The organism is Caldovatus sediminis (assembly GCF_014644455.1).
GTDB lineage: Bacteria > Pseudomonadota > Alphaproteobacteria > Acetobacterales > Acetobacteraceae > Caldovatus > Caldovatus sediminis.
The window spans coordinates 308,701-323,418 of record NZ_BMKS01000006.1; the positions used below are offsets into that span (position 1 = coordinate 308,701).

General features: G+C 76.4%; 13 protein-coding genes. 7 read left to right on the forward strand and 6 right to left on the reverse strand.

Annotated elements, in window-relative coordinates:
- Nucleotides 1-23: 23 nt before the first annotated feature.
- Nucleotides 24-872 (reverse strand): universal stress protein, encoded by an 849-nt coding sequence (locus IEX99_RS12465; RefSeq protein WP_188900677.1) that lies wholly within the window; start codon nucleotides 870-872, stop codon nucleotides 24-26.
- A 517-nt stretch (nucleotides 873-1,389) separates the two neighbouring features.
- Between IEX99_RS12465 and IEX99_RS12470 the strand changes: the two genes are divergently transcribed.
- Nucleotides 1,390-1,941 (forward strand): hypothetical protein, encoded by a 552-nt coding sequence (locus IEX99_RS12470; RefSeq protein WP_188900678.1) that lies wholly within the window; start codon nucleotides 1,390-1,392, stop codon nucleotides 1,939-1,941.
- Nucleotides 1,942-2,070: 129 nt separating this feature from the next.
- On the opposite strand, the gene selD is transcribed toward IEX99_RS12470, so the two are convergent.
- The 3 genes from selD to IEX99_RS12485 all read right to left on the reverse strand — a co-directional run bounded on the left by selD (nucleotide 2,071) and on the right by IEX99_RS12485 (nucleotide 7,973).
- The gene (gene selD / locus IEX99_RS12475; RefSeq protein WP_188900679.1) at nucleotides 2,071-4,326 is read right to left on the reverse strand and encodes a selenide, water dikinase SelD; all 2,256 of its coding nucleotides are present in this window, start codon (nucleotides 4,324-4,326) and stop codon (nucleotides 2,071-2,073) included.
- 610 nt (nucleotides 4,327-4,936) lie between these two features.
- The gene (locus IEX99_RS12480) at nucleotides 4,937-7,072 is read right to left on the reverse strand and encodes a methyl-accepting chemotaxis protein (RefSeq protein ID WP_188900680.1); all 2,136 of its coding nucleotides are present in this window, start codon (nucleotides 7,070-7,072) and stop codon (nucleotides 4,937-4,939) included.
- 139 nt (nucleotides 7,073-7,211) lie between these two features.
- Nucleotides 7,212-7,973 carry an SDR family NAD(P)-dependent oxidoreductase gene (locus IEX99_RS12485; protein ID WP_188900681.1) on the reverse strand — a complete coding sequence of 254 codons (762 nt, stop codon included), beginning with the start codon at nucleotides 7,971-7,973 and terminating at the stop codon, nucleotides 7,212-7,214.
- 76 nt (nucleotides 7,974-8,049) lie between these two features.
- Here IEX99_RS12485 and IEX99_RS12490 point away from each other — a divergent pair, with 76 nt between their 5' ends.
- Complete coding sequence (locus IEX99_RS12490; protein WP_188900682.1) at nucleotides 8,050-8,802, forward strand: SDR family NAD(P)-dependent oxidoreductase; 753 nt, start codon at nucleotides 8,050-8,052, stop codon at nucleotides 8,800-8,802.
- A gap of 175 nt (nucleotides 8,803-8,977) precedes the next feature.
- Here the strand turns inward: IEX99_RS12490 and IEX99_RS12495 are convergent, their stop codons facing one another.
- Together IEX99_RS12495 and IEX99_RS12500 are read right to left on the reverse strand one after the other, a co-directional pair.
- On the reverse strand, nucleotides 8,978-9,994 hold the full coding sequence (locus IEX99_RS12495) for a dipeptidase (protein WP_188900683.1): 1,017 nt from the start codon (nucleotides 9,992-9,994) through the stop codon (nucleotides 8,978-8,980).
- A gap of 254 nt (nucleotides 9,995-10,248) precedes the next feature.
- On the reverse strand, nucleotides 10,249-10,461 hold the full coding sequence (locus IEX99_RS12500) for a hypothetical protein (protein WP_188900685.1): 213 nt from the start codon (nucleotides 10,459-10,461) through the stop codon (nucleotides 10,249-10,251).
- 412 nt (nucleotides 10,462-10,873) lie between these two features.
- On the opposite strand from IEX99_RS12500, the gene IEX99_RS12505 reads away from it, so the two are divergent.
- The 5 genes from IEX99_RS12505 to IEX99_RS12525 all read left to right on the forward strand — a co-directional run bounded on the left by IEX99_RS12505 (nucleotide 10,874) and on the right by IEX99_RS12525 (nucleotide 14,718).
- A complete protein-coding gene (locus IEX99_RS12505) occupies nucleotides 10,874-11,083 on the forward strand; it encodes a cold-shock protein (protein ID WP_188900687.1) in 210 nt (69 codons plus the stop codon).
- Between the two features lie 25 nt (nucleotides 11,084-11,108).
- Nucleotides 11,109-11,435 carry a hypothetical protein gene (locus tag IEX99_RS12510; RefSeq protein WP_188900689.1) on the forward strand — a complete coding sequence of 109 codons (327 nt, stop codon included), beginning with the start codon at nucleotides 11,109-11,111 and terminating at the stop codon, nucleotides 11,433-11,435.
- Nucleotides 11,436-11,632: 197 nt separating this feature from the next.
- On the forward strand, nucleotides 11,633-12,817 hold the full coding sequence (locus IEX99_RS12515; RefSeq protein WP_188900691.1) for an ABC transporter substrate-binding protein: 1,185 nt from the start codon (nucleotides 11,633-11,635) through the stop codon (nucleotides 12,815-12,817).
- Between the two features lie 16 nt (nucleotides 12,818-12,833).
- On the forward strand, nucleotides 12,834-13,700 hold the full coding sequence (locus IEX99_RS12520; protein WP_188900693.1) for a branched-chain amino acid ABC transporter permease: 867 nt from the start codon (nucleotides 12,834-12,836) through the stop codon (nucleotides 13,698-13,700).
- Nucleotides 13,690-14,718 (forward strand): branched-chain amino acid ABC transporter permease, encoded by a 1,029-nt coding sequence (locus IEX99_RS12525; protein ID WP_229677984.1) that lies wholly within the window; start codon nucleotides 13,690-13,692, stop codon nucleotides 14,716-14,718. The genes IEX99_RS12520 and IEX99_RS12525 overlap by 11 nt, the downstream gene beginning before the upstream one ends.

Below are 14,718 nucleotides of genomic sequence, written 5' to 3' on the forward strand. Positions count from 1 at the left end.
GCGGCCGCAGGCCGGTCCGGTCGTCAGTGCGACATCAGCACCGGCAGCGTCATCTGGCGGAGCAGGGTGCGCGTGACCCCGCCGAGCATGAGCTCCCGCAGCCGGGAATGGCCGTAGCCGCCGACGACCAGGAGGTCGGCCGAGAGCTCCGCGGCGCGGTTCAGCAGCAGCTCGCCATCGGCGACGTCCGGAGCGTTCAGGCGCTCGACCTCCACCTTCAGGCCATGGCGCGCGAGGTGCAGGGCGATGTCGGCGCCCGGCGCCTCGCCGTGGCCGTCCGGCCCGATGCGCGGATTGATCGTCAGCACGGTCACGGAGTCCGCCCGCGCGATGAGAGGCAGCGCGTCGTGCACGGCCCGGGACGCCTCGCGGCTCGCGTTCCAGCCGATCAGGACCTTGCGGCCGACGCTCTCGAAGCGTCCCGCATAGGGCACGATGAGGACCGGCCGGCCGGAGGCGAACAGCGTCGCCTCGAGGATCGCGCCGGCCGCGGGGGAGCCGCCGCCCTCCGGATCCTGCTGGCCGACGATCGCGAGGTCGGCGTAGCGCGCGTGCAGCGAGACGAGCTCGGGCGCGATCCCCTCCGGCTGCCGCCACTCCCCGGCGAGGCCCTCGAGCCGCAGGCGCTCGCGGAACCCGGCCTCGATCCGCGCGGCGTCGGCCAGCGCCTCGCGGCGCGTCCGCTCGATCAGCTCGGCCACCACCGCGCCGCCGCCGCTGGGATCGCCGACGAAGGCCGGCAGCGCCACGTCGAGGACATGCAGGCCCGTGAGGTGCGCGTCGTGGCTCCGCGCGAGCGCCGCCGCGACCCGCAGCCGCGTGTTCGACTGCTCCGTCGCGTCGAGGTGAACCAGGATGTCCTTCAGCGCCATCGTCGTCTCCCTGCGCAGCCGCCCCCCGCCCTTCCGGGCTCCTCGCCGACGGGGCCGCAAGCGCATTTGATCATGGGGGCGCGGGTCGAAACAGTCTTGATCGGGGTCAAGACGGGACAGCACGAGGCCGCCGCGCCGTGGCCCGCCGCGGATGCGAGGGCGGCGCCCGGCAACAGGCTGCGGTCTCGCGCCGCTCGCGCTCCCGGCGTGCGATGCCCGCGGGCGACCGACGGTGCGGCGGCCTCCGGTGGCCCGCGACGCCCGACCAAACGCGCGGCGCCGCGGCCTGCGCCGGGCAATGCGGCGGCGCGCGATCACAACCGCGCGTGCCGGGGCAGCGCGGGCGTCCGGTCGCGGTTGGCCGGCGGCGCGGTTGAGGTGGATCAATCCGCGCCGCGCGCGCTTGGTGTTGGGTTGCCGTTCACCATCCGGCGGGCCGGACGCGACGGCGCGTGGCGCCGCCGGGGCGGGCGACACCGCGGCCTCGGCGCCGCGCAGCGAGGAACGGAGTGGGACCATGGAACGGACCTCTGGCGCATCCGCGGGCGCGCACGGTCGCGCCCGCGAGCAGGCGGGCGGCGCGGGGAGCGCCGAGGCCACGGTGGAGCGGGAGGTGACCGGCGCCGTGGCCGCGCCCTTCCCGGGCGCGGATCTGGCCTGGGCGACCGCCTGCTCGGCGCTCGATGGCGCGCGGATGATGCTGGAACTGCAGCGCGCGATGTTCGACGCCGGCTGGGACGTGATGCGACGCCACCAGGACGCCGCCTTCGACGCTGGCTGGGACGTGATGCGACGCCAGCAGGAGGCGATCCTCGAGGCATGGCGGCAGGGGCTTCGGGGCTGGACGCCGGAGGAGGAGTGGCGCCGGTTGTCCACCGGCCAGGCGGAGGGTCCGCTGGCGTTCGCGCGGCTCGGGTTCGAGGCGATGGACCGCCTGATGCGCTCGCTGCGCGCCGCCAACGATGCGGTGCTGGAAGCGTCCCAGGCGGCCATGCCGCAGGCGCCGGCGCCCCATGCCGAGGCGCCGTCGCCTGCGGCGGAGGCGAGGCGCCGGACCGCGACGCGGTGAGGCCGGACGCCGGGCCTTGCGCGCGGCCCGGCGGGATGCCGCCGCCTCCCCGCGGACCGGAGGGCGGCGCCTTGGGCCGGTCGTCATGCCCGCGCGCCCCGTCCGTCGCCGCGGTCCCGTGACGCGACCTCAGCGCCCGGCGAGCAGCCGCACCGGTCGCGCCGGATCGCGGCCGGCCAGGACGCGCCCCACGACCGCCGCCTCGCCGCCGCCCGGCCGCGCGCGGAGCGCCGCCAGGCATGCCGCCACGGCATCGTCGGGGACGGCGGCGAGGAGCCCGCCGGCGGTCTGCGGGTCGAACAGCAGCGCGTAGGCCGGGTGGCGCTCCGGCTGCGGATCCTCGACGGCCGCGCCGAAGGCTGCCCGGTTCGCCGGGTGGAGCGTGCTGGCGAGGCCCTCCCGCAGCAACTCCAGCGCGCCGTCCAGCGACGGCAGGGCATCGAGATCCATCTCGGCGCGGACGCCCGACGCGCCCAGCACCTCGAGCAGGTGGCCGAGGACGCCGAGGCCGGTCACGTCGGTGCAGGCGGTGGCGCCGTGCCGCGCCAGGCATTCCGCTGCGTCCCGGTTCGAGACGAGCATCGCCGCGATGGCCGACTCGATCCACGGCGCCGGCGCGCGCCGGCGCATCGCCGCGGCGAGGATCACCCCGGTGCCGAGCGGCTTGGTCAGGACGAGCGCGTTCCCGGGCCGCGCGCCGCCCTTGCGCAGCGCCGCGTCGCGGCGGACGAGCCCGTTGACCGCGAGGCCGAATGTCATCTCCGCGGCCTCGACGGTGTGGCCGCCGACCAGGATCGCTCCCGCCTCCCGCAGCGTCTCGATCGCGCCGGCCATGAGTTGCAGGAGGTCGTCGGCGACCTTCTCCTCCGGCCCGCGCGGCATGCCGACGAGGGCGAGCGCCGAATGCGGCGCCGCCCCCATGGCGTGGATGTCGCCGAGGCAGTGGTTCGCCGCGATCCGCCCGAAGAGGTAGGGGTCGTCGAGGAAGGCGCGGAACTGGCTGGCCGTCTGGACGAGCAGCCGGCCGGGCGGCAGGTCGAGCACGGCGGCATCGCCGGCGTCCGTCAGGCCGCAGACCACGTCCGGCCGGTCCGCCACCGCCCGGATCCGCCCGAGCACGCGGCGCAGCACGGGGCCCGGCGCCTTCGCGCCGCCGCCGCAGCGCATCCCGCCCGCCGGCGGCGGCCGGGCCGCCCCGCCGTCATCGGCCCCGCCGTGCGTGGCCCTCCCGGCCTGGCGGTACATCGCGATCCAGCGCCGGTCGATCCGGTCCTTCAGGCGCCACACCCAGGCGCCGCTGCAGGCGAGGCGGCCATAGGAGGCGATGGCGTGCCGCGGTCCCGTGGACAGCAGGGCGAGGGCGCGGCGCTGCGGGCGGTAGCGCAGCAGCGGCCGTCCCTCCAGGCTGCGGCGGAGGTTGCGGGCCAGCACCGGCCCCTGGCGCACCGCGAAGACGCCCGATTTCGGCAGCGCGCGGTCGGCCACCGCCGCGACGTCGCCCGCGGCGAAGACCTCGGGGTGCGAGACCGACCGGAGGGTGGAGTCGGTGCGGACGAAGCCGCTGCCGTCCAGCGCCAGGCCCGTCTCCCGCAGCCACGGCGGCGCGGCGGCGTGGGTCGCCAGGATGGCTGCGAGGGCGGGCAGCGCCTCGCCCGTCTCGGTATGCACCCAGCCCTCGGTGAGCCGGATCGCGCGCTGCCGCAGCAGCCTGATCCCCGCGGCATGGAGCGCCGCCAGCGCGCGGCGGCGCGCCGCGGGGCCGTGCCCCGGCAGCAGCTCCCCCGCGCCCGCCAGCACGGTGAGGCGCAGCGCGTCCTGCCGGCCGCATTCCGCGGCGAGCCGGTGCCGGAGCGAGAGCGCGAGCTCGATGCCGGCGGCGCCGCCGCCCACGACGACCAGGTCCGACCGGAGTCCCTCCCGGCCGCGCGCCGCCACCGTCTCGCGCAGCCCGCGCCAGGCCTCGAGGAAGCGCGCCGCCGGCCGCGCCGGCAGCGCGAAGCGGTCGGCGCCCGCCAAGGACGCGGTGTCGGGGACCGAGCCGATGTCGAGCGAGAGCAGGTCGAAGGGCACGGGCGGCCGCCCGTCGCACAGCACCAGGCGCCGCCCGAGGTCGAGGCCGCTGGCGGAAGCGCGGTAGAAGCGGGCCCCGGCGAAGGCGGAGAGGCGCCGCAGGTCGATCTGCGCGTCCTCCGGCCGATAGTGGCCGGCGAGCAGGCCGGGCAGCATCCCCGAATAGGTGGCGAGCGAGTCCGCGGCGATCAGTGTCAGCCGGGTTCCGGCCTGCGGGCGCAGGCCGAACCGGCGCAGCACCTCGACATGCGCGTGCCCCCCTCCGACCAGGACAAGGTCACACGCCGCCGGCGCGGCGGATGCGCCGCCGATCATGATGGCCGCTCCGGTCGACACGCGGCGCGCCGACGGGAAGGAGGGGAGCCAAACCCGCCGGGAATGCGCGGGCGTTCCCTGCCGGGATTGAAGCCCAGGCGCCCCGCCGCGATGCGACCCATCTCCGCGCCGAGGTTAGGCATCATCCGGCGCCGCCTCAAGCGATCCCGGCCGTGTCCTGCCGGCCTTCTCGGGCCAGGAACTCTCTGGCGGGGGGCGACGATCCGTCGGCCTTCGCCGACCCGCTGCGCAATGCCGACGCGGTGCAATGCCGACGCGGTCGAGGCGTCCCAGCACTGCGATCGTGGACCGGACGTCCGGGCTCGCGGTCGGCCGGCGGGTTTCCGGCGCGACCCGCCAGTCGCCGCGGCGGGTGTCGTCCTTCTCGAGGTTGCCGGCGAGGCTCGGCGCGCAGCGGTCGCCGCGATCGCTGCCGGCGCACCCCTGTCCCGGGCAGGGGGCGCGCGGATGCGCGCCTTGTGCCCGGTGGGGGAGAGGCGCAGGCCTGCCCGGGCAGGACCGCGGCGGCGTCCGAGGCCGGAACCCGGCCGGCTGCCGGCGCGCCTGGGCGCCCGGCGCCGGTCCCGGGCCCGGCGGGGCAGCGGGCGGGTCACCCCGCGCGCAGGCCGGCGATCACCCTGGCGAGTTCGCCGCGCAGGACCTCGCCCTGGCGCGCCACCTCGCCCCCGACCTCGCGGAGCGCGCCGGCGGCCGTCGCGGTTTCGCCGGCGCCTTCGCGCACGCGGCCGACGCTCGCCGAGACGGCCTCCGCGCCCTTCGCCGCCTCGGCCACGTTGCGCGCGATCTCCTGCGTCACCGCGCCCTGCTCCTCCACGGCGCCGGCGATCGCCGTGGTGATCTCGCTGCTGCGCGCGACCGTGGCGCCGATGCCCTGGATGGCCTCGACCGCCGCGGTGGTGGCCGACTGCATCCGCGCGATCTGCCCGCCGATCTCCTCGGTGGCCTTGGCCGTCTGCGCCGCGAGCTGCTTCACCTCGCTCGCCACCACCGCGAAGCCCTTGCCGACGTCGCCGGCGCGCGCGGCCTCGATGGTGGCGTTGAGCGCGAGCAGGTTGGTCTGGCCGGCGATGTCGGCGATCAGGCGCACCACCTCGCCGATGCGCTGCGAGCCCTCGGCGAGCGAACGCACCGTGTCGTCGGTCGCCCGTGCCTCCTCCGCCGCCTTCCTGGCCACCTCGGCCGCCTCCGTCACCCGTCGGGTGATCTCGGCGACCGAGGCTGCCATCTGCTCGGCCGCGGCGGCGACCGACTGCACGTTGCCGCCGGCCTGCGCGGCGCCGGCCGCCGCCGCGGTCGCCTGCTCCACCGTCCGGTCGGCGGTGCCGGCGAGCGCGTCGGCGGAGGCGCGCAGCTCCGTCGCCGAGGAGGCGAGGCCGGCTGCCACCTCGCCGAGCGCGCGCTCGACCTCCGCGGCCAGCGTGACCTGCGCCGCGCGGCGCTCCTCCTCCGCGCGCCGGCGCGCCGCCTCCTGCTCGGTCCGCAGCCGCGCCGCCTCGGCCAGCCCGTCCCGGAACACGGCGAGGGCGCGGGCCATGGCGCCGACCTCGTCGGCGCGGCGGAGCGCCGGCACCTCGGCCTCCAGGTCGCCCTGGGCCACCGCCGTCATCGTCTGCGTCAGCCGGTCGAGCGGGCGCGAGACGCGCAGCACCACGACCGCCACCGCCCCGCCGGCGAGCATCAGGCCGACCAGCCCGAGCGCGGATGCGAACAGGAGGCGCTGCCCGGCCGCGCCGGCATGACGCCGGGCCAGCTCGCCGGCGGCCTCGCCGGTCGCCTCGCCGAGGCGCAGCAGGGTGTCGACCGCCTCGGTCGCACGCGCCATCCACTCGGCGGCGGAGACCGGGTAGCGATCGCCGGAGAGGCCGGCGGCATGGACCGATTCCCGCAGCGCCTGGAAGCGGCGGAAGTAGGACTCCTCGGCGGCCCTGTAGGCGTCGCGCATCGCCGCCGGGGCGCCGGGCCGGGCCGCGTAGGACGCGATTAGGTCGCGGCTCAGCTCGATGCGGCCGCGGAAGGCGCTGAGCTGCGCCGCCTGGGCGGGAGCCAGCCGCTCGCCCCGGGCGATGAGGGCGGCGAAGGTCGCCCGCTCGCGGCCGGCGAACTCCGCCATGACCCAGGCGAAGTGCTTCAGGCTCTGCAGTTCCGCCAGCCGCGCCGCGGCGGTCTCGGCCTCGACCTGCGCGGCGAGGCGGAGGTGCTGTGTCGCCTCGATCGCGGCCGTGATCGCGGCCGGCGCCTCGGCCCCCAGCCGCTCCTCCCGCTGCGCCGCCGGACGGCTGAGGGCCTCGTCCACCCGTGCGCGCAGCGCGACCAGCGCGCGGTGCGCCGCCTCTGCCTCGGCCAGGCGCGCGGCAAGGACGGGGCTTCCGGAGGCCCGCAGCGAGTCGCGCGCGGCGGCGAAGGCGGCATCGCCGGCCCGCCGGCTCTCGACGATCGCGCCGAGCGTCGCCGCCGTCGCGGGCTCGGCCGTCGCCAGGGCGACGCCGGCCCGCCCGCGCTCGAGCGCCCAGTGGGCGGCGGCGGCCATCAGCTGGTCGGCGGTCGCGTTCGCCTCCTCCGCCGCCTGCGCGGATGCCCGGTCGTGCAGCGCCTCCGCGAGCTTGACCCCGGCCGCGGCGATCACCAGGGCCGCCAGCCCTCCGACGATCAGCAGCAGCGTGGCGCGCAGCGACACGGCCCATCGCTGCCGCTTCGCGGGCGCCTGCCCCTCCTGGAGCGTTGCCATCCCTGTCTCCTCCCCGTTCGTGCCGTTCGGCGGGAGGAGGATCGGATTGAGGGGTTGCGGTTCCGTTGATTTCAAATGAGGCGGCGCGCCGGCCTGCCGCCGCTGCGCCGGCCGCGGCTCGCGCCCCGGGGATCCGGTGTCAGCCGAGGCCGATGCGCCGCCGGAACGCGTCGTCGCGCATCGCGACGTCCTGGCCCGCCAGATCGTCGGCCTCCGGCGTGCACAGGTAGACGAGGCCGCGCACCGCGTGCTCGACCGGCGACAACTCGCTCCGCGGGATGCGGCTGATCGGGTTGATGCCAGAGGCGCGGATCTTCGCCTGCATCTCGGTGTCGATGGTGCCGGGCGAGAAGCCGAAGGCCCGGATCCCCCGGCCCGACGCCTCGAGCGCGATGGCGCGCGTGAGCATCGCGAGCCCGGCCTTGCCCGCGCAGTAGGCGCTCCATCCCTCGAGCGGCCGGTACGCGGCGCCGGAGGAGACGTTGACGATGGTGCCGCCGCCGCCGGAGAGCATGCCCGGCAGCACGGCCCGCACGCCGTTGTAGGCGCCGACCAGGTTGATCGAGATGCTGCGCGCCCATTCCGCCGGGTCGGAGGTCGCGATCTCGGCGATCGGCTCGATCACCCCGGCGTTGTTGACCAGGATGTCGAGGCCGCCCAGCGCGGCCCGCGTCCGGTCCACCACCCGGCCGACGGCGGCGTAGTCCGAGACGTCGCAGGCCATGGCCTCGGCCCGGCCGCCGGCCGCCGCGATGCTGCGGGCCACCGCCTCGGCCGCCGCGCCGTCGCGCGCGACGAGCATCACGGCCGCGCCGCGGGCGGCGAGCGCGCGCGCGACGCCTTCGCCCAGCCCGCGGCTCGCGCCGGTCACCAGCGCCACCCTGCCGTCGAGGTCCGCCATCGCCCCCCTCCTTGAACGCCCTGCCGTCCGGTGGTCTAGGGGACGCATCGCCGGCGCACAACCGCGGGAGGGGGACATGGCGGGGGCTCTGGAGGGGAAGGTGGCGCTCGTGACGGGCGCCGGGAAGAACATCGGCCGCGCCATCGCGCTCCGCCTGGCGCGCGACGGTGCCGCGGTCGTGGTCAACGGGCGCTCCGACCGGGCCGCGATCGAGGCGGTTGCGGGCGAGATCGCCGCGATGGGCGGCAGGGCCGTCGCCCTGCTCGCCGACGTCTCCGACCCGGACGCGGTCGCGCGGATGGTCGAATCCGCGGCCGCCACGCTGGGCGGCATCGACATCGCGGTGTCCAACGCCGGGCTGCGGCGCCAGACGCCGTTCCTCGCCATGACGCTCGCGGAGTGGCGGGAGATCCTGTCGGTCGCGCTCGACGGCGCGTTCGTGCTGGCGCAGGCCGTCGTGCCGCACATGATCCGGCGCGGCGGCGGCGCCATCGTCGGCCTGTCGGGCGTCTCGACCCACATCGGGACGCCGAATCGCGCGCACGTCTCCGCCTCCAAGGCGGGGCTGGAGGGGCTCATGCGGGCGCTCGCGGTGGAGCTGGCGCCGCACAACATCCGCTGCAACAGCGTCGCGCCGGGCACCATCGACACGGTGCGCGGCGCCTCCGCCGGCGCGCGGCCGAGCACGCTCGGCGACGCCGCCGTGCCGCTGCGGCGCAAGGGGACGGTCGAGGAGGTGGCCGAGGTGGTCCGGCTGCTGGTCGGCCCGGAGGGCGGCTACGTCACCGGCCAGACCGTCCACGTCAACGGTGGCGTCTTCCTGACCTGAGAGCGGCGGCCGGTGCCGCCCGATCGGCCGCCCCCCGGGCGGGGGCGCGAACCGCCGGTTGGCCCGGCTTCGCCGCACGGGCGGCGGCCCGCATGCGCGGCCGTGCCCGCGGCAGCGGCGCCCGCGCGTTTCCCGGCGTCCGCGATCCGCGCCATGGGCCGGCGGGCGGAGAGGGTCAGGCCCTCTCCGCTGCCCGCTGCGCGAGCCGCATCAGGCGCAGGAAGTTCCCGGACCAGAGGAGCGCGATCTCGCGCGCGCCGTAGCCGCGGCGCAGCAGTTCGGCGGTGAGGTTCGCGCTCTCCGACGCGTCCGCCCAGCCCTCGACCCCGCCGCCGCCGTCGAAGTCGGACGAGAGGCCGACATGGTCGATGCCGATCCGCCGCACGGCGTGGTCCACATGGTCGGCGACGTCCGAAACGGAGGCGACCGCCTTCCCGTCCTCGCCGGGCGGCCGCAGGAAGGCCGGCACGGCGGTGATCTGCACCAGCCCGCCGACGTCGCGGAGCGCGTCGAGCTGCTCGTCGTCGAGATTGCGCGGGTGGGGCTGGAGCGCCGCGCAGCAGGCATGGGTCGCGACCACCGGCGTCCGCGAGAGTTCCGCCGCCTGCAGCATCGCGGCCCTCGAGGCGTGCGAGACGTCGACCAGGAGGCCGACGCGATTCATCTCCGCGACCGCCTGCCGTCCGAGGCGGGAGAGGCCGCCGTGCGCCTCCGGCGCATCGCCCAGCTCCGGCTTGGGGCGCGCCGAGTCGGCGAGGTCGTTGTGCCCGTCGTGCGTCAGCGTGACGTAGATCGCGCCGAGCGAGCGCCAACGGGCGAGGCGCGACAGGTCGCGTCCCATCGCGTTGCCGTTCTCGACCGCCGACAGGACCGCCTGGGCGCCGGCCGCGGCGGCCGCCTCGACCTCCGCCGCGGCGGTGCAGAAGCGGCGCGTCTCCCCGTCGGCGCGGGCGCGGATGTGGCGCAGCATCGCCTCGGCGCGGGCGGCCGCGGCGGCGTGCCCCTCCGCGTCGCGCCGGCCCTGCGGCGTGTAGGCGACGAACACGACGGCGCGGAGCCCCCCGCGCGCCATCTTCGGGAAGTCCACCTGGCGGTCCGTCTCCGCGGCCGGGTCCGGCGGGTCCGGCCAGCGGATGTCCACGTGCGTGTCGAGCGTGAGGGTCCGCGCGTGCAGCGTGGCGGCGTCGGTCATGGCGTGGCTGTCCCCTGGTCCGCATCCGGGCCGGCGCGCGCGGGCGCGCCATCGCGGGGGCCGGAACCGGCGGCGGCGAGGCCGTTCGATACGCGCGGCGGGCCACCGCCACAATGGCGGCGCGACGGGATGGGGGCGGTGCCCCGCCGCTCTCCGCAGCCCGGCATTCGCGCCACCGGTCCTCGGGGCCTTCCCGGCGTGTCCGGCGGATCGTCCGCGGGCCCTCCGCGCCGCGACTGCCGCGGCGCGGCGCGTCACGGGCGCGGCAGCGGGGGGGTGCCGCGGAGCTGACTCTCGCGCACCACGCGCTCGTGGCCGTCGCGAAGGTTCCTCACGCGGTACTCGCGGTCGGCCGCGTCGTTGGGGAGCAGGCGCAGGATGGTGTAGGTGCCGCGCGGCACGTTTCCGTCCTGCTTCCCCGGCACGAATTCGACGCTCTGGCCGACCGTGTACTTGTGGAGCGGCATGGGCGGTCCTCCCGATGGTTCATCGCCGCTCCGACCGGCATGCAGGATGGCGTATGGCGGCCCACCGGCCCGCGGCAGAACGCCGCGCGGTCGGACCCGGTGCTCCGGGCAGCGGGAGGCAACCTGCCGCGCGCCGGAGGGGGCGCAGGGCGGATGTGGGGCCGCGAGGCCCGCGCCGCAACGGCGCGAGCGGCCATTGCGTCCGCCGCCGTTGCGTGCGTCGCGGCAAGTGCCTCCGCGCGGCGCCGGCCACGACAGCGTGGGTTGCCAGGGCGCGGACCGGGGGCTAGGCATGCCGCGTCGGGTTTGCCTCGGGGCGCCACGGTGCCTGCGGGCGGCGCGGCCACTCCCTCGGCGAGTTTGACGCCGCGCGCGCTCCCGCGCGCGGCAACGCCTGGACGGGGAGGGGCGCATGACCTCCGGCACCGTGAAGTGGTTCAACAGCCAGAAGGGTTTCGGCTTCATCCAGCCCGAGGGCGGCGGAGCGGATGTGTTCGTGCACATCTCGGCCGTCGAGCGCGCGGGCATCGGCAACCTCGCCGAGGGCCAGAGGGTCACCTTCGACATCGAGACCGACCCGCGCCGCGGCAAGACTTCCGCGACGAATCTCCGCCTCGCCTGACGAGCGTGGCCGGCCGGTCGGGGACGTGCCGATCTACCACCTGGTGCCGGTCGCGTCCCTGCTTCGCGACCGCGCCTGGATCGCCAGCGCCCACCAGGGGCCGTGCTGCGTCTGCGCGCCGAGCGAGGCGCTGGCGCGGCGCTTCGCGGGCGAGGCCTTCCGGGTGCCGGTGCCGGGCGCGGCACGGCAGGCGGCGGTGGCGGCGGCCACGCCGTGGTCCGAGCGCCGCCTCGTCGGAGCGCGCGAGCTCGCCTCCCCGGAGGATGTCGAGCCGCCGCCGCTCGGCACGATCTTCGTTCCGGCCGATCCCGACCGGCCGGACGGCGCGTTCGTCGCCCTGGGTCGCCTCTGACCCGAGGGGCCGCTTCGCGGCGACCGTCCTCGGCCGGCGGATCGCGACGCGCCGAAGACGGTGGCGGAGCGTGACGGCGGCACCGCCGCCCGGCGCGGCGCTTCCGCCGCGCGCCGGCCGAGCGTTGACACCCCCCGCGCCCGGTTCTCCAATGCCGGCGCCGAGCGAACGTCGCCGCTCGCACAAGGAGGGCGTCCATGGGCCGCATCGCAAAGCGTTCCCTCGTTGCCGCCGTCGTCGCGGCGGGCCTGACCTTCACCGCCGGCGCGGGCGCGCAGACCACCTGCGAAGTGAGGATCGGCGCGCTCGGCCCGATGTCCGGCCCGGCCGCGCAGTGGGGCCTCGCCATGCTCGGCGCGGCGGAGCTCGCGGCGGCGGAGGCGAACGCGCGCGGCGGCCTGCAGGTCGGCAGCCAGCGCTGCAGCGTGAGCGTGCTCAGCTACGACACGCGCTACACCGCCGAGGGCGCGGCGGCGGGCGTCAACAACCTCGCCAGCCAGGGCGTGCGCTTCCTCATCGGCCCCGTCGGCTCGCCCGAGGTGACGGGCGCGAAGCCGGTGGCGACGCGGCACCGGCTGCTGATGTTCGCCAACAGCTACGCCAAGAACGCGATCGGCCCGCAGTGGCCGCTGGTGTTCCACCTCGGCCCCGGGCCGAGCGAGTGGGCGCCGCCGATCGTGCGCCTCGCGAAGGAGCAGTTCGGGATGCGCTCGGTCGCCATCGTCGCGCCCAACGACCAGGGCGGCACCGACATCGCCAGCGTGGACGCGGAGGTCTACCGCCAGCATGGCATCACCGCGACCGAGGAGTACTACCAGCGCGGCACGACCAACTTCGCGCCGATCGTCACGCGCCTGCTCGCCTCGCGGCCCGACGTGGTGGACACCGCGTCCTCGCCGCCGGGCGACGCCGGCTTGATCGTGCGACAGCTCCGCCAGGCCGGCTTCACCGGCCCGATCGGGCGCCTCGGCGGGCCCGGCACGGAGGAGATCATCCGGGTCGCCGGCGGCATCGACGTGGTGCGCAACTTCTACTGGTACGAGGTCGCGCCGACCGAGGACCCGCGCGTGCGCGCCATCTCCGACGAGTACCGCCGCCTGCTCAACAGGGAGCCGCCCGAGAACACCAACCTCTGGCTCTGGGTCGTCGGCGCCCGCATGACGCTGCGCGCCATCGAGCGCGCCGGCACCGCGACCGACACGAACCGCGTCGCCGCCGCGCTGCGCGAGCTGCCGGTGGAGGACCCGAACCTCGGCCGCGGCGCCTGGACCGGCCAGAGCTTCTTCGGCATCAACCAGGAGCTCTCGCTCCCCTTCGGCATGGGCATGATCCTGGACGGGCGGATGGTCGGGGTGCGCCGCATCGACGTCTCGCCGCAGTAGCGGCCGGGCGCGGCGCGTGCACGAGTTCCTGACCGCGGGGATCATCGGCATCAGCCTGGGCGCGCAGTACGCGCTGCTCGCCCTCGGCTTCACGCTGATCTTCGGCATCCTCGGCGTGATCAACTTCGCCCATGGCGGCTTCTACGCCCTCGGCGGCTACGTCGCCTACGCGGCGGTGAGCCAGGCGGGCCTGCCCTTCCCGCTGGCGGTGCTGGCCGCGGTGGTCGCCACCGCGGCGCTCGGCGCGCTCTACGAGCGGTTCCTGATCGAGCGCCTGGTGGACGACCACCTGGCGACGATGATGCTGACGCTCGGCCTCTACCTGGTGATCTCGACCGGACTGCTCGCGGTGTTCGGGCCGCAGTCGCCGGAGTTCAGCTTCCCGGTGCAGGGCACGCTGCGCGCCGGCACGCTCTACCTGCCGCTCGAGAACCTGGTGGTGCTCGCGGTCTGCGCCGCGGCCATCGGCGCGCTCTGGCTGCTGATCTACCGCACCGACTTCGGCCGCGCGCTGCGGGCGCTGGCCGACGACCGCAAGGTGGCGACGACGCAGGGGATGCGGCCGGGGCTGCTGTTCCCGCTCGCCTTCGGCCTCGCCACCGGGCTCGCCGGCCTGACCGGGGCGCTGGTGACGCCGATCCTCGCCCTGTCGCCGAGCGCGGGCGATCCGGTGCTCGTCACCTCCTTCCTCACGGTGATCCTCGGCGGGCTCGGCAGCATCGCCGGCGCGGTGGTGGCGGCGGTCATCGTCGGCTTCGTCGAGGCCTATGCGAGCGTCTATCTCGGCGGCTCGACCGGGGCGCTGATCCTGTTCGTCACCGTGCTGGTGATCCTGCTGGCGCGGCCGACCGGCCTGTTCGGGCGCGAGATCCGTGGCGCCTGAGCCGCCGATGGAGGCGCGCAGCCCCTCGCGCTGGGGCGCGCAGGAATGGGCGGCGGTGGCGATGTTCCTCGCCGTGCTCGCGGTGCCCTGGGCGACCGACGACCTGCTGGTCCAGTCCATCGTCAACCGCGTGCTGATCGGCGCGATGGCCGCGCTCAGCGTGTTCATCATGCTGCGCATGGACCTGCTGAGCTTCGCCACGCCGGCCTTCATGGCGCTCGGCGGCTACGCCGCCGTGCTGCTGACGATGCACGGCGTGACGGAGGTGCTGCTGATCGTGCCGGCGAGCTTCCTCGTGCCGGCACTGGTCGCTCTGCCGCTCGGCGCGCTGGTCCTCCGGCTGCGCGGCGTCTATTTCGTGCTGGTCACCTTCGTGCTGACGGAGATCCTGCAGCTCGTCCTGTTCATGACGCCGCGCCTGACCGGCGGCGCGGACGGGCTCGCCGGCTTCCCGGCGCCGACCCTGCTCGGGACGGAGCTGAGCGACGCGCGGTCCGTGCTCGCGCTCGCCGCGGCGATGGCGCTGCTCGCGGCGGTGATCACGGCGGCGCTGACCGCGCATTTCCGCCAGCACTTCGCCGCGATCGAGGAGAACGAGGTGCTGGCCGAGAGCCTCGGCCTCGTGGTCTGGCGCTACAAGGCGATGGGCTTCGTGGTCGCGGCGGGGATCGCGGGCATGGCGGGGTTCTCGCTCGGCAACATGCTGCTGACGGTGCACCCGACCTCGTTCGGCGCGCAGCAGGCGGTGGACACGATCGTCTACGCGATCATCGGCGGGCGCGGCTCCATCCTCGGGCCGATCGCCGGCGCCTCGCTGCTGGTCACCGTCTCGGACTTCCTCGGCAACCAGGGGCAGTATGCGCAGGGGCTGTTCGGCCTGCTGCTCATCCTCGTCACGCTGGTCGCGCGCGGCGGCATCGCCGGCGCCGTCGCGGCCCTCGCGCGGCGGCTGCGCGCGCCGCGCGCGGCCGCCGGTCCGGCCGCAGCCGCGCCCGAGGCGGCGCGCGGGGGGGCCTGA

What these genes read in the sequence shown, in the direction of transcription:
- IEX99_RS12515 (WP_188900691.1), top strand. Translation starts at nt 11,633, where the DNA reads ATGGGCCGCATCGCAAAGCGTTCCCTCGTTGCCGCCGTCGTCGCGGCG.
- IEX99_RS12465 (WP_188900677.1), bottom strand. Translation starts at nt 872, where the DNA reads ATGGCGCTGAAGGACATCCTGGTTCACCTCGACGCGACGGAGCAGTCG.
- IEX99_RS12485 (WP_188900681.1), bottom strand. Translation starts at nt 7,973, where the DNA reads ATGGCGGACCTCGACGGCAGGGTGGCGCTGGTGACCGGCGCGAGCCGC.
- selD (WP_188900679.1), bottom strand. Translation starts at nt 4,326, where the DNA reads ATGATCGGCGGCGCATCCGCCGCGCCGGCGGCGTGTGACCTTGTCCTG.
- IEX99_RS12495 (WP_188900683.1), bottom strand. Translation starts at nt 9,994, where the DNA reads ATGACCGACGCCGCCACGCTGCACGCGCGGACCCTCACGCTCGACACG.
- IEX99_RS12500 (WP_188900685.1), bottom strand. Translation starts at nt 10,461, where the DNA reads ATGCCGCTCCACAAGTACACGGTCGGCCAGAGCGTCGAATTCGTGCCG.
- IEX99_RS12480 (WP_188900680.1), bottom strand. Translation starts at nt 7,072, where the DNA reads ATGGCAACGCTCCAGGAGGGGCAGGCGCCCGCGAAGCGGCAGCGATGG.
- IEX99_RS12505 (WP_188900687.1), top strand. Translation starts at nt 10,874, where the DNA reads ATGACCTCCGGCACCGTGAAGTGGTTCAACAGCCAGAAGGGTTTCGGC.
- IEX99_RS12490 (WP_188900682.1), top strand. Translation starts at nt 8,050, where the DNA reads ATGGCGGGGGCTCTGGAGGGGAAGGTGGCGCTCGTGACGGGCGCCGGG.
- IEX99_RS12470 (WP_188900678.1), top strand. Translation starts at nt 1,390, where the DNA reads ATGGAACGGACCTCTGGCGCATCCGCGGGCGCGCACGGTCGCGCCCGC.